This window comes from Leptospira bouyouniensis (genome assembly GCF_004769525.1).
Classification (GTDB): Bacteria; Spirochaetota; Leptospiria; order Leptospirales; family Leptospiraceae; genus Leptospira_A; species Leptospira_A bouyouniensis.
In genome coordinates this window covers 16,193-38,920 of sequence record NZ_RQFT01000007.1, presented here as the reverse complement: position 1 = coordinate 38,920, position 22,728 = coordinate 16,193, and the positions used below count along the sequence as shown (strand labels likewise).

Sequence of the window (22,728 nt, the reverse complement as noted above, 5' to 3'; positions counted from 1 at the left end):
AGAGATTCTCTTAAAACAAAAAAAGCTGAAGGTTTCCCTTCAGCTTCTCAAATGAAAACCCATTTAGAAACCTAATTGGGTTTTTTTAAACCTACAGTTATCTTGTTCCTTCGTTTTTGATTTCACTATGGTTCTTATACAAACCAGTTGCTGTAAGAGATGGTGCTCTTACGTGACCTGAGTATTGTGTATAAGTAGTGCTACCACTTACGATGGAAGATTGGCATTTGTCGAGTCCACCTGCACGATTGTATCCGCAAGCAGAGTGATAAGCCACTGCATAATCATCTTCACCTGGAAGGATGGCAGAAGGACCGAATGCACCTTTGTAACCAGGTACGTGGTGGATCTGAATTCCTCCAGTGTTGTTATGGTTAAACGCACCACGAGCTGTGGATACGATGAGTGACTTGTCCATTGCATTCCCACCAAATCCAAATGTTACGCCATTCAGAGCGGATGCAAGTTCCGATCCACCAGAAGCAGCTGCGAGAGCAGTTACTTTCGTTAGATTGAAACCCTTAGCAGAGGCAGTGGATCCCAAATTCGCCAACCAAAACTCAATCGCATAACATCCCGCAGAGTGGCATACAACTTTGCAAGAGTTTGCACCTTTGCAGTAGTTTGTGAGGCCAGTGGAAATGTTCGTTTGGGCCCTTGCGGTTCCGTACGTTCTTGGATCTGTGGTTCCATCATAACCGATGAAAATTTTAGAACCAGAAACGGTATTCGCAGAGGTTCCCCAATACGAATTCACGTCGCTTGTGCCCACGCCATTGTGGTTTTTATCTGATTTTCCGTGGATGAACACGGTGTAGGTTTGTGCACTGAGTGATCCTGCGAGCAGGAACGCTAGTACAGTTGTGATGGTGCTTCGCATATTTTTTCCCTTTCCTGATTTTCTTTCTTTAAGCACAAATTCCACAATTGAGTCAAATGTGTCAATTTGAATAATATTGGGGCAAAAAAAAGACCAGCCTAATTGGCTGGTCTCGCACTCGTATCTACTGAAATGTAGTTGGAGTTAAGATCCGATTCTATCGGTATCCTTCTTTTTTGATTTCGCTATGGTCAAGGTATAGACCAGTTGCTGTCAAGGAAGGAGCTCTGTAGTGTCCACTGTATTGAGTGTATGTTACATTAGAGTTGAATGGCCAAATCCCTTCGCTTTGTGTGAGAGAAGATTGGCATTTGTTTAGACCACCCGCTTTATTGTAACCACAAGATGAGTGGTATGCAACAGCATAATCATCTTCACCTGGTAGAATTGCTGAAGCACCGATCATACCTTTATAACCAGGTACATGGTTCACAGCAACACCAGCAGTGTTGTTATGGTTGAAGGCACCACGAGCAGTGGATACGATGAGTGACTTGTCCATTGCGTTTCCACCGAAACCGAAAGTGATTCCGTTAAGTGCAGAAGCAAGTTCTGATCCACCAGAAGCAGCTGCAAGTGCAGTTACTTTTGTTAAGTTAAAACCTTTTGCCGACGCAGTGGAACCAAGGTTAGACAACCAATACTCAATCGCATAACAACCAGCAGAGTGACAAACGATTTTACAAGAGTTTGCACCTTTGCAATAGTTTGTGAGTCCAGTGGAAATGTTTGATTGTGCGCGGGAAGAACCGTATGTTCTTGGGTCAGTTGTTCCATCGTAACCGATGAAAATTTTAGAACCAGAAACAGTACTAGTGGAAGAACCCCAGTATCCATTTACGTCTGTTGTTCCCACACCATTGTGGTTTTTGTCCGATTTACCGTGAATGAACACGGTATAGGTTTGTGCACTGAGCGATCCTGCAACGAGGAACGCAAGTATTGTTGTGATTGAGCTACGCATCTCTTTTTTCCTTTTCCTTTCTATCAATGAATCCTAAAATTTATCTCCAACCTTCTGTTTTGATCTGACCATGGTCTAGATACAATCCAGTGGAAGAAACAGATGGAGCACGGTAGTGTCCACTGTACTGTGTATAAGTTCTGTTAGAACCAAATGGCCAAAGGCCTTCGTATTGTGTGAGGGAAGATTGGCATTTGTTTAAACCACCTGCACGGTTGTAACCACAAGATGAGTGATAGGCAACAGCATAATCATCTTCACCTGGTAGGATGGCAGAAGCACCAAACATCCCTTTATAACCTGGCACATGGTTTACAGCGACTCCACCAGTATTGTTATGATTGAAAGCACCACGAGCAGTTGTCACGATGAGGGACTTGTCCATTGCATTTCCACCAAATCCGAAAGTGATTCCGTTCAGTGCATTCGCAAGTTCCGATCCACCAGAAGCCGCAGCAAGAGCTGTCACTTTTGTGATGTTAAATCCTTTGGCAGAAGCCGTGGAACCTAGGTTCGACAACCAATACTCTATCGCATAACATCCTGCCGAGTGGCATACGATTTTACAAGATTTCCCAGCTTTGCAATAGTTTGTGAGTCCTGTCGAAATGTTTGTTTGTGCTCGGGATGAACCATACGTTCTTGGGTCAGTTGTTCCATCGTATCCGATGAAAATTCGATTTCCGCTGACGGAATTTACTGAAGATCCCCAGTAGCTATTTACGTCTGTAGTTCCGATTCCATTATGATTTTTGCCAGATTTTCCGTGGATGAAGACTGTGTATGACTGTGCGCTGAGTGAACCAGCGAGGAGTAATGTTGTAAGAGCCGTGAGTAAAGTTCGCATGTAAATTTCCTATTCCCTAGTGATGTTTCTATTGTTGTATAAGTTTGGCAAAAGATTGACAAGAATTTTTTTGACTAATTTAGACAAAATTTTAACATAATTTTGCCATTGTCGGTGTTTTCACGACAAATATGAGGGGTAGAACCTAGGCTTTTGCTAGGGGTAGGTGGATGGTGAAGATGGTTTTCCCTGGGCGACTTTCCACATGGATCGTACCTTGGTGGTTTTCAATAATCTTTTGGACGATGGAAAGGCCAAGCCCTGTTCCCATCCCCAGTTCTTTTGTGGTGAAAAAAGGTTCAAAAATTCGAGGTAAGATTTCTTCTGGAATCCCTTTTCCATTGTCTTCGATGAAAATGACAGCATCACTTTCAGATTCTTGCAAATGGATGGAGATCCGACCATTTTCGCTCGGACATGCCTGGAACGAGTTATAAATTAGATTCGTCCAAACTTGGACAAGTTCATCGGCATGGCCAAGAACCTGTGGATCACCAGAATGTTTCCATTCTAATTCGACATGGGGTTTCCAACTTTTGGAATACATACTAAGGACAGATTCAATCCCTTCTTTTAAGGATAAAATTTTTTGATTTTCTTTGGGTCCTGAGTAGGAGTGGTGCTTTAATGCGAAAACTATTTTGGAGGCTCGTTCTACAGCTGTTTCAATGATCCCTAAATGGAATCGTATGACATGTTCGTTCAGCCTATTTTGAAATGCTTCGATCCCTTCCTTAGTTTCAAATAAATATAAAAAATCGGAAGGGATTGATTCAATACGAAAATCAAAACAAGTGTCAGCAAGTGAAATTGGATCTTGGACATGTTTGGACCTGAAAAATGTAATGAGTTCTCTTTTCCGTTTGAAACGTGAAGTCACTTCGGAACGTTTTTGGTTTTTAAAATTTTCGATCAAGGAATCAGCAATTGTTTCGAGTTGGGAGAGTTCCACTTTTTCATCTGAAAATTGCCCATCCTTAATGAATTGAATACTTCCTTTGATAGCGGCAAGTGGATTATTTATTTCATGTGCGACACTTGCTGCAATTTTTCCTAATGTAGACATTCTTTCTGCATGTAACAACTGTTCTTGTGTATCTTTAAGTTCTAGGATAGTTTTATTGAGTGAGACGGTTCGTTCTTCAATTTTTTGTTCTAATTGAAATCTTGCTTCTCTCACTATTGAGATCATCTCATTAAAACTTTTGGATAATTCACCAATCTCATCTTTACTAGATACATCTACCGAAACAAATAAATCACCTGATTGCATTCTTCGGATCCCGGATAATAAGCGGGTTAATGGATATACGATGCTTGTTTTATGTAAAACAGGGTATAACATAAAAATTGTGAAGATAGAAAATAAGAGAGTGATGATGAGCCAAACAACTGTCTGGTGAACCTTTTCGCGGTATTCTATATATGGTATAGCGATTAAAAAATGGTGGTTTTTTGCGTAAAAATCAGAAGTCCAAAAAATTCCAGATGGTTCATTCGTAAAGGTATCCACTTTGAATGATTCATGAGATGGTGACCTTGTAAGTAACCCATCAATTTTATTTTCTGGAAAATTGATTTTATTGATACGAAAATTTTTATCCTGCATATCAATGACTAAATCAGATAAATACACAAATGGATGAAAATTCCCAAGTTCTAACTGGGTTTTGACATTATGTTTTTCTCGACTCATCTCACTTTGGATATCAATCCGAAATCTATTAAACAAAAAGTTTGCAACAATTGACAGGATAAGATACAAGATAGTTAAGTTGAATGTCATGATTTTGAATCCAACTGAGGAAGGAACTGTTTCCTGGTTCAAAGAAACTAGGACCAAAATTGTCATTATAATGATTGTTAGGTTTGTTAATATAAATAGATAAGTGGGTTTGCTAACATAGTTTAAATCAACTAATATGTCGGCAAATGCTAGAGTCAGGATACCAAAGATAGCAGAGATAAATCCAATCGTTGCTCTTTTTTTTGCCCCTTCAAATCGTTTGAATTTTAGAAATAAGACAACTAAGGTATTGATCAATATACAACATAAAATGATGGCAATTGATAGAATCGAAAGTCGAATGACGATGTTATTGGATGATTGTATTGGTACATAAAATTCCATTTTGGGATCAAATCGAATCTCACGGAAGAAAAAACCAGTTCCATTGGTAAGCCCTGCTAAGATGACACCGACAATTTGGATGCGGAGACTATAAAACCTCCAGCGAGGGAAAATGTCTTCTTGGAATCGAAAGGCAAGGTCTGAAATCGAAACCCCTAATATGAGGATCGCTGGATTTTTTAAAAAAACAAAAATGTACGCCGTATAGGGGTTTAAGAAGGAATTACAAATCGACCAGGCAACGGACCAGAAAAACAAACTCAAAAGTGGAATGAGTAACCCACGGAAACTCGGGGTGAGGTCCTCCTTTCGCGACCGAAAGTAAATGTAGGCAATCCCACTGACCAAACTGAGTCCAAAATAGAAGAAACTATATAGATTGAGAGTTGGTGCCAAGCCTCTCCAGAAATTTGCCAAAAGAGACTTTCGGCAAGCATTTCCCAAATGTCCCTTTTTTACGTTGTGCGGTGCACAAATTTTCACTTGCCCTCCTGAGAGGTTACCAGAAACTGGCCTTATTGTGCGATGCACAATAAGGAGGCGGTAAGTCACCATGCGAAAACTTTCTAAAATCTCAAATAAATTGGCGTTGTTCGGGCTGGTTTTGTTATTCTTTTTCGAATCTTACGGAAAAATCAACCCAGCAGGCAATTCTCCTAAGAATGACACTGCGAAACTAAAATTACATTCCTTGATCGCGAAAAACCGTCCAGGGTTATCCAGGAAAGAACAAAAGGACTTAGTCCTTGTGGTAGAAAGGGCCTCGTATCATCTACGATTTCCTAAAAAGGCAAAGGTTTCAAACAATTCCCCCGTTGATAAATTGGGTTTTTTGGTTGGACTCATCCAAACAGAATCACAATTCCATACCCGCGCCAAATCGCATAAAGGGGCACTTGGCCTAATGCAAGTGATGCCGGAAACAGCCAAGTGGCTTGCCAAAAAAGAAGGGATTCCGTTTTCTTCGGAAAAAGAACTCTTCGAACCAGAAACAAATCTTTTATTAGGTGTTCTTTATTTGAATTATTTAATGGAACGTACAGACAGTCTCGAAGCAACATTGTTAGCTTATAATGCAGGGCTTGGAGGTTATAAACGATTTGGTGGTGTTCCTTCTTATTCACGAACAGTATACAAATACTATGAAGAATGGAAACAAATGCCAATACCGTCCGAAATTCCGATTTCTGAATCGTTAGCGAGTCTCTTTTCCATTTAAATTTTACTTTACATCGTTTCAAAACCGACAAGGCTCTTAACCGTTTTATAAAAGAAAAGGAAGGGAGCGTATGGATTTATTTCGTAGATACGGATTGTATCTAACTATTGTTATACTGGTGTTGGTAGGTTTGATCTTTTATTTCGTAAAGGACGGTTTCGGAACCGACCAAGAAGCAAAAGAAAAAGCAAGACAAGAAAGAATGGCAAATAGTTCTGATCCAACGCAAGGTTATGAATCAGGAGGAGAAGGTGGCGTAGGTGGAGAGGGAATTCCTGATGATGGTGCAACTCCAGAATTTATTTTAGAAAAATATATGGAATGGGCGGAATACCCACCATTTTCAAGACCGATGTCCATCCTCAATCATGATTTAGCGTTTCCATTTATCATTGAAACATCACCTGATTATACCATTGATGCAAAAACGAATGAGCCAACTGGTTATGTTTGTATGTTCCAACCAAAAACATGGGCTGTGATTGGAAACAAGGATATGATGTATGTTACACTAGAATGTCGTGATAAGGCAAGAAATCGTGTAAAAGTTTCCATCGATTCTCACCAAGTATTCAAAGAATGGGAAGGTCAGCGGTATGGAGTTGTGAGTGCTTCCGTGAATGATAATGGAACTGACGGTGACCAAACACGAGGGGATAATATACACACATTCTCTTGGAAACCTCAAAAAGCTGATTGGGGACAAATGTCTCTTGTCGCAGAAATTACCTATGGTCCTGAAAATTTAAAAACAACTTTAACATCTAGTTTTTTTTCCAGCCCTTCGATCCCTGCAGAATTTAATGGAGTTTTCTCAGATTCATTACAAGATGGATCTCTCATAGTTAGATCTGTCGTAAATGTTTATAAAAAAGGGAAGTATCATTTAGAAGCAAATTTAAAAGATGAAAAAAATGGAGAATATATCGCCTATGCAGTGTATGATGGTGATTTAGTTTCCGGATCTAACGAAGTAGAATTTACTTTTTACGGGAAAATCCTTCGTGATAAAGATTTAGATGGTCCATACATTGCTACATCCTTTCGTGGCCACCGAGTCAATTTACCAATTGATCCTGAATGGTTCAACCAAGGTGCAGAAGGGCTTCGAAAAATCCAAGCAGCCAAAACAACAGAACCAGACCGCGAACTTGTGGTGCCTTATAAAGATGAATACAAAACCAAATACTATAAGGTGGAATCATTTTCGAATGCAGCTTGGGACTCTGCTGACAAACAAAACAGAATTCGTCAAATTAAAGCATTACAATAAACTATGTTAAACCAAATCAAAACATTTATCAAAAAGAGACCATTTATAAGTCTCTTAATTCTATTTATCCTTTCTTTGCCAGTGACATTACACATCTTATTTTGGGGTCTTGTATCCATCAAAGCTCCAAAATACCAAGGTGAGATTCGTTCTGATAAACTTTCTTCGAAAGCTACAGTAATTCGAGATGAAGTTGGGATTCCTCACATTGTTGGCGAAGATGCAAAGTCCGCCTATTTTGCGTTAGGTTTTACGATGGCGCAAGATCGAATTTTCCAAATGGAATTACAAAGACGGATTGGAAAAGGGGAACTAACTGAAATTTTTGGTGAAAAATTGATCCCTTCTGATCAGTTTCTCAAATCACTATTATTGAAACAATCGGCAGAAACTTATGCCAACCAGACAAAACACATTTATCCAGAAGCTTGGGAACAGCTCGATTGGTTTTTGGAAGGTGTGAACCATTTTCTAGAAACTGAAAGTTTACCAATCGAATACACGATCCTTGGAATTAAACCACGACCTTTCGATCGGGTAGATGCCATTTCCTTTTTGTTTTATATGGGATTTTCATTCGCAGAAGGAATTAAATCGGATAGTTTATATACGATTATGGAATCTGAGTTAGTTGGAAGATCAGCGAGTGAACTTTTTCCAAGGTATGACTTTGAACAAAATGCATCCATTTTGGAATCTCAACCTGGAATTAAAAAACTGGCAATACAGGATCCGAAGAAACTCAATCAAAACCATACAAACATTTTGGACCAAAAGATTGCGACAAAGAATAATGGAAAACCAAAAGAGATTACAAACCTAAAGCAGTTGGTGGAATTTGTCAGTTCACTCCAAATCCCAATTGAACCACTCGAAGGAAGTAATTCATGGCTTGTCGCTCCGAGTCGTTCATCAAGTGGTGGAGCAGTCCTTGCCAACGACCCACATATTGCATTATCCAATCCTGGTGCATGGTATGAAGCCTATATCGAATACCCAGGGTATGAAAACTATGGGTATTTTTTGTCGATTATTCCTTTCCCTCTCATTGCTCACAATCGTGACAAAGCTTGGGGACTCACCATGTTAGAACAAGATGATGTGAATTTGTATTTAGAAACCATTGAAGCTGGGAAATACAAATCTGGTTCAACTTGGAAAGAGTTAACTTACTACAAAGATGAAATCAAAAAAAAGGATGGAACTACTATTCCTTTGGAAGTGGCCATCACGGGCCATGGACCAATCATCACTGAACATATCAAAGGTTATAAAGGTAGACCAGTCAGTTTATATTGGGCTCACCACCATTTGGAAAATCCACTACTTGATGTGCTATACAAAATGGGAAAATCCAAGTCGTTTCAAGAACTGGACTCCGCCTCATCAATGATTGGCGCTCCGGGTCTTAATTTTAGTTATGCGGACAAGGATGGAAACATTGCTTATTATGCAGTGGGTCGGTTCCCAATTTTAAAAACTGGGAATCCAAGGAAAATTTTAGAAGGATCCACCGGTGAAAACGATGTGATTGGATATGTTCCTTCAAAAAACAATCCGAAAATCATCAATCCTAAGAATGGAATCATTGTTACAGCAAATAACCTAGTGACAAACCAGAGTTTACCTGGTCTTGGAAAACCTGAGGGAAATTGGCAACCTCCTGATCGTTTTCAAAGGTTAGTTGGGATCTTGGAAACTCAAGAAAAATGGAGTTTAGAAGAACTTGCAGCGATCCAAACTGATTCCGTCTCTTCCTTTGCACCTGAGTACTTAGAAATTGTATTTGCGTCAGTAAAACAGCCTAAGACGTTAGGTGGAAAAAAAGTTCTAGAAATATTAAAACATTGGAATTTTGAACATTTTCCAGAATCTCAAGGAGCGGCAGTTTATGATGTGTTCTTTTACATTACTTTAAAAGAACTCCTAATAGATGAAATGGGCAAAGAAAATTTTGAGATGTATGGTGAATTGGCAGAATATTGGAATGCCTATCGACGTTTCATTCGAAATCCAAATTCCAATTATTGGGATGATTTGAGGACATCAGGTGTAGTGGAAACAAGAGAAGATATTTTGAATCGTTCCATTGAAGAGACAGCGAAGTATCTGGAGAAAAATGTTTCTGCTTCTCCAAGCCTATGGAAATGGAAACACTTATACAAAATCAAACACCCTCACCCACTTGGCGTATTACCATTGATTGGTGGGATATTTGATATTGGTCCATTACCAAGTTCAGGTGGAGCGGAAGTGGTCAATAACCTAAAATACAAACTGATGAAAGAAGACTGGATAGCGACTTCAGGGCCTTCCAAACGTCGGGTCATAGATTATGGTAGGTTTGAAGAATCCTTGACCCAACTCCCAATTGGTAACAGTGGGAATTTAGGAAGTCCTTTTTATGGTAACCTTGTGGAAGATTATACGAATGGGGTCCATAGAAAGATATTGTACTCGAAAAACCAAGTTGGGGAAGGTAAATACCGTTTAGAATTCCTTCCTAAATAAGAGATTTTTCCCTACCGATCTGGTAGGGATTTTATTTTTCTTCTCACAGAGTTTTAAATTCGGTCGATCCTTACCTTAGATGGTTCGACTGTTTATCCTCCCTTTTTTACTGGTTTCCTTTTTATGGGCACAGTCACCAACAGATCGGATGGCGTTTGCTTTCAGAAGCCAATCTTCCTTAGATCCTTTACGAATGATTGTGGTAGGGGAAGTTGTTGGCATCGAAAAAGCAAGTTTTTACGAAGTGGATAAACTTTCCCAAGAGTTAGAAGTCGACACAAGACCAGACACCGTAACGATCAAAGTTGCCGATCCCAAAGGGATTCGTGTTGGCCAAACCTTATATTTATTAGAAAAGAATCAGGACCACAAAACATTCCGTGATGGAAATATTGTGGGAATGATCACAGTGAAATCAGTTTATCTCACTACTTTTTTTGGATGGCAAGTTAGAGGTGAAGGTTATTTACGGTTGATTGAAGATAGACCAGTAACGGCCGCTAGGTTACTAGACACCACCAAGTACGAAGAGGCTTTCATCGCTAAAAAACAAGGGGATCATTATTTTGCCAAAGGCCAAATGGATGAAGCCCTACGTAAATACAAACATGCAGTTTCTCTAGACCAAAGTTCACCAGATTTGCATTATGCACTTGGGAAAGCTCATTGGAAAGATGGGGAAGGATATGTTTCTACCGCATTCGAATATTCAATGGCTTGGAAAAATAGAGAACGATTTTCGAATCCCCAAGAACGTTTGTTATTCTTAGTTGATTATTTAAGGTTTTTAACTTATTACTTCAAAGTTGAAGGTAAAGAAAATAAAAAACAATTAGAACTTATGCCTCAAGTTGCAAAAGAAGCCCGCACTTTGTATCCTAAAATTTACGAAGTTTGGCTTTATAGTTTTGAAGTTACATTTCTAAACTTATTACATACAAACCTGGCTGGAAATTCAGTTGACCTTCGAAAATCCAGGGATGAATTGGCGAGTCAATCGGAAGAATTTTTAAACAAAGCTTATTCCCTACGAAAATCAGATTATTATCTGCACAAACTTGCTTGCGAATTTTATAATTTACGCTGGAAAGAAACTAGGGGCACAATGGAAGAAACCACCTACAGAGCAAAACTTGTAGAACATGGAAAACTTTTGCGATTGTACTATACAGGTGAAACCACTCTTTCGGAAGAATTATTGAACGCAATCAGACTTGCCGAAAAACAATCCGGATTACTCTGATAAGATTTTCATACTCTTTTCAAATAGATAAGATTCTAAAAACAACATATCATCAGGTGCTGAACTAAAGTAGTTCACACCCAAATGGTAATGATCCCCCTTGTCCAAAAAACGAATGATCTCCCCACGAAGGATCATAGTCCTTTCTTTATTGAGTGGGATGAACATTTTTATGATATTGTGTCTTTTTAAATAGTGAAACAATCGTTTATCGTAAATTTCAAATAATAAACCATCAAGAGAAATATCTACAACCTTTGTTGTCGATTGCATGGTTTCGTAACTACCATACTGGATTGCAATTTTCGTGAATACGTAACTGATGATTTCAGCAAGTTCAAAAATATAGACTGCTTGGTTTTGTGAAATCGTAAATCTTTCCATGGCAGTTGAATATACTTTGATAAATCCCACTACATCTTCATATAATCGAATTGGAGTGATAATGTATGAAACATAAAAGTTCCTGGACTCATGTTTACGCATGGATTCAAAAAATTCTAAAGCAAATTCATCACCTAGCTCTTTTGCCATCTCTTTGTGTTCGGAATGATAATTAAATAATACATCATCATTCGATTCATTGATATATGATGTGATCCGGTTGCAATCCGAGATGTAGATCGTTTTTGATGTCCGTAAGATTGTTTTTTTAATGAAGTCGTCAAATTCATTTAACTTTTGATCATCTTTGAAAAAGTGAATTTCATAATCTTTAGAAATCCGTTCAATTGCCTCCGTTAACATTATATTAATAAGTTTACTATCGGGTCTGTCTTTTCGTACTTCTTTCATTAAGTGAGGGAATCTACTTTCCGCATAAAGGTTTTTCCCAACTTCCCGTGATCCTCCAGATAAACTTCGAAAGAGAATGATAAAGTTCATAAACAAATCATCAACTGGGATCCTTTTGTTCGTCCTGAGTTGGTACGATTGTAACTCGGTGGGAGTTTTGATGACAATTTGGTCTTTTTGGATATCGAGGATGACAACTTCAAATTGGTAGTTGATGTTCATCACTTCAAAACGAACACGTGCCCTTCTGGAACCTTTTTCAATTAGGTCGGGGATCACTAAAGTGACAGTATGGGCTTCAATTTCTTCTACGGCTGCGACTAAGTTATCCTCTTCGTAAATGAATTCAAATTCACGATTGTCAGCTTTTAAATAGTAGAAGAGATGTTTTACAATGTTGACATCGGAACCAATGATTGTCTCATCAAACAACGATTCTAAAATCGTGATGAGTTCCTGCATCGAGTCTGTTCTGCCGATCGCCATACTAAAATTATCGATTTTTAAAGGGTCAAAACTGATTTTCTAACTGAGAAAATATGCGAGAAAACGACAGAATCCGCCGAAATGGGAAGTATATGGAACTAACTCTCCCAAAACATGTAAATCCTGAGCTTATGCCAATGATCCGACAAGGTCTCCTCAATCCAGAAAAGGTAGCCATTTTGTCAGAACTCCATTCCATATTGGAACGATTTGCCGGTAATCTTTATACAGATGAAGAGACCCAAAAGAAAATTTTAGAACAAACGGGATCAGTTCCTGATCTTATCACTTGGGGGGATTATTTCCAAACAGAAGTGGCATCAAGATACTATTTAGAGTCTGAAGATTCTTTACGAAGGATTGTCGATACGATTCGATTTGATTTGATTTCAGCGCATTTGATCTTCTCTGGAAAACCTGATCATTACAAAGATAAAATTCGTGCGGATGTTTTGTTTAGCAAAGGCATTGATTCTGCATCACCCAACCAAAATATGGAAAGCCAACATTTAGAAATTCTTCTCAATTACTTTGAAAATATGGAGATTGGGAACAAACCTTTATCTTTACAAGATAAAGCCTGGTACGAATCCTTTCAGATAGATGAAATCGCGATTTGAAGCCAAAGAGTATGAATTCCTAGAATTAGAATCCCGTGAAACAGAAGATGGAACTATTCTTTCCATCTTCCTGAACAATCCCTCTTCTCGAAATTCCATGACATGGAAAATGGGGGAAGAGTTCTCTGATTTAATCCATTCGATCCGAAAACAAAAACATCTACCGAGAGCCGTCATCGTTTCAGGAAGGAATGATGTTTTTTGTGCGGGCGGAGATTTAAATTTATTACGCTCCTTTTCTGAAAAAAGTTTCTCGCAAAACAGACGTGATATGAGAAAGTTTTATGGTTTCTTTTTGTCTGTCAGAAAACTTCCAGTGCCAGTCATTGCAGCTGTGAATGGTCATGCCATCGGTGCTGGACTATCGTTAACCTTTGGTTGTGACTTACGAATTTTCGCAAGTGATGGAAAGTATTCATTTAATTTTGTTCGTCTTGGAATCCATCCTGGAATGGGCTCGAGTTATTTGGCACCTGAATTGCTCGGAAAAAGTTTAGGAGGAAGGATACTCCTCACTGGGGAAACCTTTGATGGAAATACGGCAAAGGAGTGGGGCCTTGCTCTTGATGCTGTCCCTAAAGTTTCTGTTTACGAAAGAGCGATGGAACTTGCGCTCTCATTGTCAAAGGCGTCTCCGCTTGCCTTGCAAGAATTAAAAGGGAATCTTTACTCCTGGAAACAATTGGATTCTGCATTGAAAAAAGAAGCAGAATCGCAAGCACGAAATTTTATCTCGGATGACTTTAAAGAGACCATCCAGAGTATTATAGAAAAGCGGGATCCTAAATTTAAGGGGAAATGAAATTTTAGAAGTCTTCTAAAATTTTGTCTCGACAATCGACTGGTAAGGGGAACCATAAAAGTGTAATGTCTGAACTTCCACTCAATCCAGATTGTTTTTTATGTGATTATAAAAATCATAATGTGCTGCACTGTGCTGCACATGAAACTATTGAGCGTATTAATGCGGGGAAAGATTTTACAATATTTCCTAGAGGCAAACACCTTGTGACTGCAGGGGTCAAAGCGGAAGGATTTTTTTTCATTAAATCGGGGCTTGTCCGAAGTTACGTACAACTTGCCAGTGGGAAAGAACAAACCCTTCGTTTGAGTGGACCTGGGGATTGGGTAGGCTTTCGTGATTGTATTTCAGATTCGATCTCACACCACAATGTTGTGGCAGTAGAGGACACACACGCCTGTTACATCACAGGAGCCCTCATTGATGCCCTTGTCAAAGATGATAATAACTTCCAAAAAGAAGTGTTCCGCCAAATGGCAAAGGAATGGCGCGAGATGGAAGAACATGTGGTCTCCTTGGGAACCAAACAAGTCCATGAAAAATTAGCAGAGATCCTTATCGTTTTAGACAATGCCCAAGGTCGAAAAAACCATGTGGAGCTCAAAGTCACTCGTGATGTATTGGCGACTTTCATTGGAACAAAAACGGAAACTCTGGTTCGTGCCCTTTCGGATCTTAAGGCACGGGAATTTATCTCGGTCGACAAAAACCGTATTGATATTCTGAACAGAGAAGCTCTCTATTCTCTCTCAAAAATCGCCTAATTTTTTCTCCGAACTATTAAGCATGTGCCTTAGAAATCCGATGGTAGAAGTGATTGATAATCAAGGTAGGGTCTGTTGCCTGATTTTACCTTAAATCACTCCCGGGGGGCTTTCGAAAGGATTCCCCCTTTTTTTATTTCCCTTGTTTCTTTCCCCAGACTCTAAATTTTGGAAGTACCATGAGTAGAAATCGAAACCAGGGCCTCAGTTTATTCGGGAATCCGATCCTACATCCTTTAAATGTTATTTTAATCCTAAATTGTTTTATCTTTTTTTTACAATACTTTGCCAACCAACAACTAGTCTTTCGATTTGGTCTCACACCTGATTTTGTATTGAATGGTGCGGTATGGCAAGTCTTCACATATGGATTCCTACACGAAGTGGGATTACTCCCTCTCCATATCTTTTTTAATATGTATGGTATGTATATGTTAGGTAATCATATCATTCCTATCATTGGGAAAACCAAGTTTGTGATTTTGTATTTTGTATCTCAGATTGGTGCTGGAATTTTTGTAGTATTGTCAGCTTATTTAAATGTAATGTTAGGTGGCGGGATTTCGATTTTAGAATCGATGACTTCGCAAACCATCGGCGCTTCAGGAGCGATCTTCGGATTACTTGCGTTATTCGGTCTTTTTTATCCAAACGCAGAACTATTGTTATTTATCATTCCAGTCAAAGCAAAAAATGCAGTGTGGGCTGCCTTACTCATTGGGTATTTGATTTCTCAATTTGGGAATGGTGAAATTTCTAGCACTTGCCATTTAGGTGGAGCCCTAACCGCATTATCCCTTATCAAATTATTTCCTAAATATTTTTTACCATCGGCAATTCCCTATTTACCAAGTTTGGAATTTGAACCAACCAAACAAAAAGAGTCTTTTCCACAATCAAATCCGAAACAAATGCCAGTTGAAGATTTATTTTTGGACCAAAAGAAATCCAATGAAATCATTCTCAAACAAATTGAGATGAAAAAGGATCGTACTTCAGTAATAAATTATTTACAACCACTACAAGTTGAAAACGCCAATATTTGCCCTCCTTCTACGTATAATACCGAGGATCCCATTTGCCTCCGGTGTGAATGGTTGCCAAATTGTGCCTTACGTAAGGCGAAGGCATAATTTTTCGTCTTATTCCTTGACACAACTGTGAGATAGGGATAATGAAACTATGCCAGATGAAAAAAAGTCCTCTGTGGAAGAGGTGTTAAAGCGCGAAAAATTAGCAAAAGACTTCGAAAAAGAAAAACGAGTTTCCGAACAAAAGGCAATTGAACAAGTGGCTGCAAAATTATCTTCTCAAAGCCAAGTCAGTACAGAAACTTCCAAATCATCCAAATTCATCACAAACATTGATATCGCCTTTTCCCAGGCAAAAACAGACTTACGATTTTATTTTTTGAATGATGGCAATTATGCGGATGAATTCAAACGGATGTTTGTTGAAAATGAATCCCTTTTCAAACGGTATGGGATTACGAGCCAAAAATACTTGGAATACATCAGAGAGTCTTTTGATCGTTACAAAAAAATCCATGATATGATGCCTCTTGACCCCATGAAACCAAAACACTTTAAATATGTAGAGGATTCCATTTCGGAACTGATACGAATGTTCAACCAAAGATTTGGAAAATAAAAAAACGTAAAAAAAAGATCCAATTTCCTAAAAAAAACTGAGAAGGTTTTTTACGTGATTTGTTAGTCCAGATAGAGGGACATTTTTGAACGCACGTTGGAAACGAATTTTGGTTTTTGTTGTCATAGCCTTGGTTTATTGTTTTTGGGTTTTTATCGGTTATAATTTGGTTGGTGTTTTGAGCCTCGCAACGTAAATCTTATACATTCTCTCTTGACAGCTGGGTTTTCTACCAAACATGCTTAGGAATATGGTGGAATCCAGAAAAACATCCGAAACGGACATCCGCTTGGACCTAAACCTCCGAGGCAGTGGTGTTTACGCATTTGATACAGAAATCCCTTTTTTTGAGCATATGCTCTCACACATTGCTAAACACGGTCTCATCGATATGGATTTAAAACTCCGCGGTGATATCGGTATCGATTGCCACCACTCTGTGGAAGATACAGCGATCTTACTGGGACAAATGATCCATAACCAACTCGGGGACAAAAAAGGGATTTTTCGGTATGGAAATTTTACACTCCCGATGGACGAAGTTTTGACAACCGTTGCTGTCGACCTTGGCGGAAGATTTTATTTTAAATACACTGGTCCTACGCTTGATGGGAAATTTGGAATTTATGACGCCGAACTCACGTTAGAGTTTTTGCAGAAACTTGCACTTAACGCAAAAATGAATTTACATGTAGTGGTTCACTACGGCGAAAATAGACACCACATCCATGAGTCTATTTTTAAAGCATTAGGCAAAGCATTAAGACAAGCAATCGCAATTGATACTAGTGCCAAAGACCAAATCCCATCGACCAAGGGAATGCTCGAGTGATTGCAGTTTTAGATTTTGGAATGGGAAATATCCATTCCTTATTAAAAGCTGTTTCTCTTTATACAGATGATTTTGTTTTCACAAACGATCCAAATCAAGTAAAACAAGCAGACAAAATCATTTTGCCTGGTGATGGCCATTTTGACAAAGCAATGCAAAACCTTAACGAACTAGGTTTTGATACTCTAATCAAAGACCATATCGCTAGAAAAAAATATTTGTTTGGGATTTGTATCGGTTACCAAGTGTTATTCGAAGATTCTGATGAAACAAGTAAACCTGGATCGACAATTTCGGGGCTTGGTCTTATACGAGGGAAGATTCGAAAGTTTGAAGGGAAATCAAATTTAAAAGTACCTCATATGGGTTGGAACAAACTCTTTGATATCAAACAAAAAAATACCAAACTACTAAAGGGAATTCCTAGCGAATCCTTTATGTATTTCATCCATTCCTATCGACCAGTGGGAGTGGACAGGTTGGACATCACTGCTAATTGTCATTATTACGGGGAATCCTTTCCAGCAGTTGTGGAAAAGGAAACCGTATTTGGAACTCAGTTCCACCCTGAAAAATCAGACAAACTAGGACTGGGAATCCTGAAAAATTTCATAGAACTCTAATGTTAGTATTACCTGCAATTGATTTACTCGATAACGAAGCTGTCCGCCTTTTACAAGGAGACTATTCTAAAAAAACTGTTTATTCTTCATCACCTGAAAAAATGATCCAAGTGTTTGAAGAACAAGGTGCTACCTTGATTCACATTGTAGATCTTAATGCAGCTAAGACAGGTAAATCGGAAAATGAAAAAACAATCAAAAAAATAAAAGAAAAATGTTCCGTAGATCTTGAGTTAGGTGGTGGTATTCGATCCGTCGATAACATGAAGTTTTATGATGGTTTAGGAGTCTCAAGGTTTATTTTAGGAACGATAGCTGTCGAAGATCCTAAGATAGTTGAAAAAGGACTTTCTTTGTTTGGCCAAAACCGAATTGTCATTGGAGTAGATGCTAAAAATGGTTATGTGCGCACCAAAGGTTGGGAGACCAACTCAGGGATCTTATATAAAGATTTTTTAAATACGATGTATGCGATGGGAATTCGCCATGTGATTTTTACAGATATCGCAAGAGATGGGATGATGGAAGGTCCGAGTACCCATTTATATAAGGAATTACTCACTGAATTTCCAGATTTACAACTCGTTGCATCTGGAGGTGTTTCCTCCACTCAGGATTTGGTGGAACTGTATGACCAAACCGATGGAAAATTGTTTGGTGCCATCACAGGAAAAGCCATTTATGAAGGAAAATTAGATCTAAAAGAAAGTATCAGGATTCTAAATCAAAAGAGGGAAAAATAGAAATGAATCGTAAAAATTTGGCAATCGGTGGACTCGTCGTAGGGGTTTTAGGACTTCTTTTTTCTTTCCTATTGGCAGTTGAGTATTTTGGTATTGGGACAGATAATGTCGCAGGTGCCGCTTGTTCTGCATTAGGTGGTGGAGATTCTTGTTTAAAAGTAGCAGAAAGTTCTTATTCCGCAATCCCTGGAATTCCATTCCTCGGGAATGTTCCAATCGCTTTGCTTGGATTTGGATTTTATGGGTTAGTTGTGTATGTTTTTTACCTTATATCAAAAAGTTCTAGTTCAGATGAAGTGTCCAAACTAATTTCTCTCCTCTTTCCTGTTTTAGCATTAGGACTTTTCTTTGATCTCATCTTATTTGGAATATCTGTTGGGATCATTGGCACCATCTGCCAATTGTGTTTTATCACATACATTGTAACGATTACTTTGCTTGTAATTCTTTACTTATTATGGAAAACAGAAGGAAAACCAAAATTAGACATTCCTTCTTCGATTAAGGATGGTTATGCGACATTTGGACTTGTATTCTTTTTTAGTTTTTCAGTTGGTTTTGCTTCGAGCAAAATGTGGGTGAAGGGAGAGTCCTCTAACACACTCGCAACTTCGAGAGGAATGGATTCTAAAGAAATACAAACAAAAATTGATGCTTTCTTTTTAGAGCCAACACTTGGAATCAAAACGCAAGGGTCTCCTAGTATTGGGAAAAAAGACGCACCTATCACAATTGTAAAGTATGCTGATTACAATTGTGGGCACTGCCTCCACACAAGTCATATTTTACATACGGTACTTTCTGAATATGATGGAATGGTAAAGGTTGTGTATAAAAATTTTCCTTTAGATGGCTCTTGTAATCGACTTATGCAACAACCTAGACCTGGGGCTACTTCTTGTATTGCTGCCATGGCTGCAATTTGTGCGGACAAACAAGGAAAATTTGAACCAATGTATCGTGGTTTGTATGATAACTTAGAAAAAGGTGTGGCTCATTCTGGTGCAAGTGTTGTCAATTTAGGGAACCTCATTGGACTCAATGTGAACTCCCTCAAAACATGTATGGCATCAAAGGAAGCTCAAAATCAATTGAATGCAGAGATTGATGAAGCAGAGAAATTAAATATTCAATCAACTCCTTCTCTTTACATCAATGATCGAAAAATTGAAAGTGGAACGCCAAACCCTGTGTTCTTAAAAACTTTACTGGAACAAATCATCCAAAAGATGTAACACAAATGGCGCCTATTTTTTGATAGGTGCCAATCGGATGGGTCCTTCCGGTAAATTGGAAGGATCTCCAACTAAATCTAAATCCCAAGAATTTAAAACTGTTTTGTCTTTTGTGTGAAGAGCAGGCCTAAGGCTCAGCACTGATTGATTTTGTTTGTACAAAGACCTTCTTCCATAAAACCAACCACCGGTTTCTTCTTTATGGGTATTTTTTCCATACTCACCACGCATTAAAAAACTTTGTTTGGTTTCTTCTGCTAGTTTTTTAAATGAAATAGGATCCATAGAAATTGTATGGTCTGGTCCATCTAAATTTCGATCTAATGTGAAATGTTTTTCAATGACAACAGCTCCGAAACCAATGGCAAGATTTGATGCGAGTGTTCCGTCCGAATGGTCGCTGAATCCAACTACATACTCTGTCGTATCCAAATAATAAGGAATGGATTTTAAATTCACTTTGTCAATGGGTGTTGGATACATCGAAACACAATGAAGGAGACATACTTCTACCTTTTCAGTTTGAAATTTTGAAATAGCTCGTACCACTTCTTCAGGTAATGCTGCACCAGTGGATACAATAATTGGTTTTTTGGTTTGGAAAACTTTGTTTAACAAAGGTAAGTTGACAATGTCTCCTGAAGCAATTTTAAAAATAGGAACGTTTAGATTTGATAACAAATCCACTGCTGAATCACATAATGGCGTAGAAAAAAAATCAAGTCCAAGATCCAATGCCGTTTTTTGGAATTCTTTGTGGAAAGATTCATTTAGCTCGTATTGTTTGAAGATATCAAATAGAAATTTTACTTCAGGGTTTGTGGCATCAATGAACTCTTCTGTAATGTAAGTTTGGAATTTTACAGCATGAGCGCCCGATTCTTTTGCTTTTTCAATCGTTCGTTTCCCAATTTCTAAGTTAGCGTTGTGGTTCAGTCCAATTTCTGCGACTAAATATGGTTCTGAGTTTCTTGTAAGAGTTTTTTTGCCAATATGAAAATCCAAAGTGTGCCTCTAATTTTCATTGTCGGCAGATTAAACAAATCCTAAAATTTTTCCTAATTGGTATACGATAAAGGATGTTGATATTGCAAGCGTAGTCATATATAGGAACTGGACTGTGGGCCATAACAAACTACCGGTTTCCTTTTTTGTGACAGCAAGAGTGGACATACATTGGCTTGCAAAGGCAAAAAACAGTAGGAGTGAGATCCCTGTAAGCGGAGTCCAAACAAAAGATCCATCCGATTTTTTGTCAGCACGTAATGTTTCTCGCAAAGATTCTGATTCCTCACCTTCCTCTTCTGATCCATATAATACAGCTAAGGTGGATACCATCACTTCTCTTGCAGCAAAGGAAGTTAGAATTGAGATTCCAATTTTCCAATCAAATCCGAGTGGGGCAATTGCAGGTTCCATCACCTTACCTACACGACCGATATAAGAGGATTCGATAGGGCTAGTTTTCCAAACTTCGTCTTTATACTCTGCGGGGAAGTGACTTAGAAACCAAAGTAATATTGAGATATAAAGAATGATTTGTCCCGCTGTTGCTAAAAAGGATTTCACTTTTCCATAAACAGTAAAAAACAAACTTTTGATAGATGGTAGATTGTATCTTGGTAATTCCATCACAAAGTATGATGCATTTTCTTTAAATACAGTTTTCCGAAAAATGAGAGCAAATGTAAAACTCACGGCCATGCCCAAAAAGAACATAGAAAACAATACAAATCCTTGGACATTAAAGATACCAAAAATAGGGGGGTAACTAAATACAGTTCCGACGATTAATATATAAACTGGGTATCTTGCAGAGCACATAATCAGTGGTGAAACCATAATCGTTGTGAATCGATCCGATTTGTTTTCGATTGTTCTTGTTCCAAGGATGGCAGGTACAGCACAAGCCGCCGAGGAAAGTAGAGGGATAAACGATTTTCCTGAGAGACCAAATTTTCCCATCAATCGATCCATTAAAAAACTAGCACGAGCTAAATAACCAGATTCTTCTAAGACTCCAATGAACAAAAATAATAAAGCAATTTGAGGAACAAAAACAACAACACTCCCAACGCCACCTAATATTCCTTCTACGAGTAAAGATCGAAGTGGGCCATCAGGTAAATATGAGCCAGTGAAATCTTGTAGTTTTGTGATCCCACCTTCGATTAAGTCCATAGGAATTTCAGCAAAACTAAATAAACTTTGGAACAAAATTCCCATTAGTAAGAAAAAACAGAGAAACCCAAATACAGGATGTAAAAAAATTTGATCTAATTTCTCTTCCCATCCACCTTTTGTTACATTTGGGTAAAAAATTGAATTGGAAATAATTTTTTTAATGAGGATAGATCGATGGATCATCTCCTCTTGGTATCCAAAATGGAATGATTTAGATTCTATCTCTCTTGATAAGAGTTCTTTCGTTTCTATTGGGAATTGGTTTAAGTTACGGTTGTCTTGTAAATGCGGGTCACCATTTAGAAATTTTAATGATTGTGTTAGGAAAAACTCTGCTTCATTTGTTGTGATTTTCAGTTTTTGTTTGAGTGAATTGAGATAGGATTCTTCTTTCTCATCCCACTTCCAAAGACGTTTTTGTTTTTGAAAAGATTCTTCCTTTGCGAGTAAGGATTTTAATTCGGCAATACCTTCGCCTGATTTTGCATTCACAAGTACAATTTGTAGTCCAAGAGATTGTTTTAATTTTTCTAAATCCAACTGGATTCTTTTTTTCTCCAGAACATCTTTCATGGTTAGCACAACGAGAGTGGGGGCACCCATATCGATAATCTGTAACAAAAATTGTAACCCACGTTCTAAATTGAGTGCATCCAATACATAAATGACAACTTCATCTTCTTTGCGTTTGAGTAAAACTTCATAAGCGATTTTTTTATCTTCGGCAATCCCACCGAGACCGTATGTCCCTGGTAAGTCGGTAATTTTTAATTCAATATTTGGTAAGGATATATACCCTTCTTTTTTTTCGACAGTAACTCCGCTAAAGTTTCCTGTTTTTTGAGTAAGTCCTGTGAGTTGGTTGAATAGTGTGGTTTTACCACAGTTTGGATTTCCGACAAGGTAAATGTTTTTTTCTTTCATCG

20 protein-coding genes are annotated in these 22,728 nt (G+C 38.3%); 13 read left to right on the top strand and 7 right to left on the bottom strand.

Translation table 11 applies throughout. From position 1 onward, the window contains the following. Positions 1 to 97 precede the first annotated feature (97 nt). The 4 genes from EHQ43_RS06310 to EHQ43_RS06295 all read right to left on the bottom strand — a co-directional run bounded on the left by EHQ43_RS06310 (position 98) and on the right by EHQ43_RS06295 (position 5,218). Entirely contained in the window at positions 98 to 880 is a 783-nt protein-coding gene (locus EHQ43_RS06310; RefSeq protein WP_135741246.1) for a hypothetical protein, read from the bottom strand. A 157-nt stretch (positions 881 to 1,037) separates the two neighbouring features. Then, on the bottom strand, positions 1,038 to 1,844 hold the full coding sequence (locus EHQ43_RS06305) for a hypothetical protein (protein ID WP_135754620.1): 807 nt from the start codon (positions 1,842 to 1,844) through the stop codon (positions 1,038 to 1,040). A 40-nt stretch (positions 1,845 to 1,884) separates the two neighbouring features. Further along, positions 1,885 to 2,691, bottom strand: coding sequence for a hypothetical protein (locus EHQ43_RS06300; protein ID WP_135754621.1), 807 nt, complete (start codon positions 2,689 to 2,691; stop codon positions 1,885 to 1,887). 145 nt (positions 2,692 to 2,836) lie between these two features. After that, the gene (locus EHQ43_RS06295) at positions 2,837 to 5,218 is read right to left on the bottom strand and encodes a HAMP domain-containing sensor histidine kinase (protein WP_135770428.1); all 2,382 of its coding nucleotides are present in this window, start codon (positions 5,216 to 5,218) and stop codon (positions 2,837 to 2,839) included. A gap of 157 nt (positions 5,219 to 5,375) precedes the next feature. Between EHQ43_RS06295 and EHQ43_RS06290 the strand changes: the two genes are divergently transcribed. The 4 genes from EHQ43_RS06290 (at position 5,376) to EHQ43_RS06275 (ending at position 11,068) form a co-directional block, all read left to right on the top strand. Then, a complete protein-coding gene (locus EHQ43_RS06290; protein ID WP_135741250.1) occupies positions 5,376 to 6,041 on the top strand; it encodes a lytic transglycosylase domain-containing protein in 666 nt (221 codons plus the stop codon). A gap of 70 nt (positions 6,042 to 6,111) precedes the next feature. After that, positions 6,112 to 7,314, top strand: coding sequence for a hypothetical protein (locus EHQ43_RS06285; protein WP_135754624.1), 1,203 nt, complete (start codon positions 6,112 to 6,114; stop codon positions 7,312 to 7,314). A 3-nt stretch (positions 7,315 to 7,317) separates the two neighbouring features. Next, a complete protein-coding gene (locus EHQ43_RS06280) occupies positions 7,318 to 9,825 on the top strand; it encodes a penicillin acylase family protein (RefSeq protein WP_135770427.1) in 2,508 nt (835 codons plus the stop codon). A 79-nt stretch (positions 9,826 to 9,904) separates the two neighbouring features. Beyond that, positions 9,905 to 11,068: a tetratricopeptide repeat protein gene (locus tag EHQ43_RS06275; RefSeq protein WP_135741253.1), complete on the top strand. Its 1,164-nt coding sequence runs from the start codon at positions 9,905 to 9,907 to the stop codon at positions 11,066 to 11,068. On the opposite strand, the gene EHQ43_RS06270 is transcribed toward EHQ43_RS06275, so the two are convergent. After that, positions 11,060 to 12,349: a DUF1577 domain-containing protein gene (locus EHQ43_RS06270; protein ID WP_135770426.1), complete on the bottom strand. Its 1,290-nt coding sequence runs from the start codon at positions 12,347 to 12,349 to the stop codon at positions 11,060 to 11,062. The genes EHQ43_RS06275 and EHQ43_RS06270 overlap by 9 nt on opposite strands. A gap of 92 nt (positions 12,350 to 12,441) precedes the next feature. Here EHQ43_RS06270 and EHQ43_RS06265 point away from each other — a divergent pair, with 92 nt between their 5' ends. The 9 genes from EHQ43_RS06265 to EHQ43_RS06225 all read left to right on the top strand — a co-directional run bounded on the left by EHQ43_RS06265 (position 12,442) and on the right by EHQ43_RS06225 (position 19,618). Further along, positions 12,442 to 12,969 (top strand): hypothetical protein, encoded by a 528-nt coding sequence (locus EHQ43_RS06265; protein WP_135741255.1) that lies wholly within the window; start codon positions 12,442 to 12,444, stop codon positions 12,967 to 12,969. Further along, positions 12,953 to 13,771: an enoyl-CoA hydratase/isomerase family protein gene (locus EHQ43_RS06260; protein ID WP_135741256.1), complete on the top strand. Its 819-nt coding sequence runs from the start codon at positions 12,953 to 12,955 to the stop codon at positions 13,769 to 13,771. The genes EHQ43_RS06265 and EHQ43_RS06260 overlap by 17 nt, the downstream gene beginning before the upstream one ends. Before the next feature lie 65 nt (positions 13,772 to 13,836). Further along, positions 13,837 to 14,535 carry a Crp/Fnr family transcriptional regulator gene (locus EHQ43_RS06255; RefSeq protein WP_135741257.1) on the top strand — a complete coding sequence of 233 codons (699 nt, stop codon included), beginning with the start codon at positions 13,837 to 13,839 and terminating at the stop codon, positions 14,533 to 14,535. Between the two features lie 179 nt (positions 14,536 to 14,714). After that, the gene (locus tag EHQ43_RS06250; RefSeq protein WP_135770425.1) at positions 14,715 to 15,668 is read left to right on the top strand and encodes a rhomboid family intramembrane serine protease; all 954 of its coding nucleotides are present in this window, start codon (positions 14,715 to 14,717) and stop codon (positions 15,666 to 15,668) included. A 49-nt stretch (positions 15,669 to 15,717) separates the two neighbouring features. Further along, positions 15,718 to 16,185: an LIC11177 family protein gene (locus EHQ43_RS06245; protein ID WP_135770424.1), complete on the top strand. Its 468-nt coding sequence runs from the start codon at positions 15,718 to 15,720 to the stop codon at positions 16,183 to 16,185. A 250-nt stretch (positions 16,186 to 16,435) separates the two neighbouring features. After that, positions 16,436 to 17,017: an imidazoleglycerol-phosphate dehydratase HisB gene (gene hisB / locus EHQ43_RS06240; protein ID WP_167481756.1), complete on the top strand. Its 582-nt coding sequence runs from the start codon at positions 16,436 to 16,438 to the stop codon at positions 17,015 to 17,017. Then, positions 17,014 to 17,640, top strand: coding sequence for an imidazole glycerol phosphate synthase subunit HisH (gene hisH, locus EHQ43_RS06235; protein WP_135770423.1), 627 nt, complete (start codon positions 17,014 to 17,016; stop codon positions 17,638 to 17,640). Before hisB ends, hisH begins: the two co-directional genes overlap by 4 nt. Continuing rightward, on the top strand, positions 17,640 to 18,383 hold the full coding sequence (gene hisA / locus EHQ43_RS06230) for a 1-(5-phosphoribosyl)-5-[(5-phosphoribosylamino)methylideneamino]imidazole-4-carboxamide isomerase (RefSeq protein WP_135770422.1): 744 nt from the start codon (positions 17,640 to 17,642) through the stop codon (positions 18,381 to 18,383). The genes hisH and hisA overlap by 1 nt, the downstream gene beginning before the upstream one ends. A 2-nt stretch (positions 18,384 to 18,385) precedes the next feature. Beyond that, the gene (locus EHQ43_RS06225) at positions 18,386 to 19,618 is read left to right on the top strand and encodes a vitamin K epoxide reductase/DsbA family protein (protein WP_135754629.1); all 1,233 of its coding nucleotides are present in this window, start codon (positions 18,386 to 18,388) and stop codon (positions 19,616 to 19,618) included. A 12-nt stretch (positions 19,619 to 19,630) separates the two neighbouring features. Here the strand turns inward: EHQ43_RS06225 and EHQ43_RS06220 are convergent, their stop codons facing one another. Together EHQ43_RS06220 and feoB are read right to left on the bottom strand one after the other, a co-directional pair. Next, on the bottom strand, positions 19,631 to 20,623 hold the full coding sequence (locus EHQ43_RS06220; protein ID WP_135770421.1) for an N-acetylneuraminate synthase family protein: 993 nt from the start codon (positions 20,621 to 20,623) through the stop codon (positions 19,631 to 19,633). 30 nt (positions 20,624 to 20,653) lie between these two features. Then, positions 20,654 to 22,726 carry a ferrous iron transport protein B gene (gene feoB / locus EHQ43_RS06215; RefSeq protein ID WP_135770420.1) on the bottom strand — a complete coding sequence of 691 codons (2,073 nt, stop codon included), beginning with the start codon at positions 22,724 to 22,726 and terminating at the stop codon, positions 20,654 to 20,656. Positions 22,727 to 22,728 lie beyond the last annotated feature (2 nt).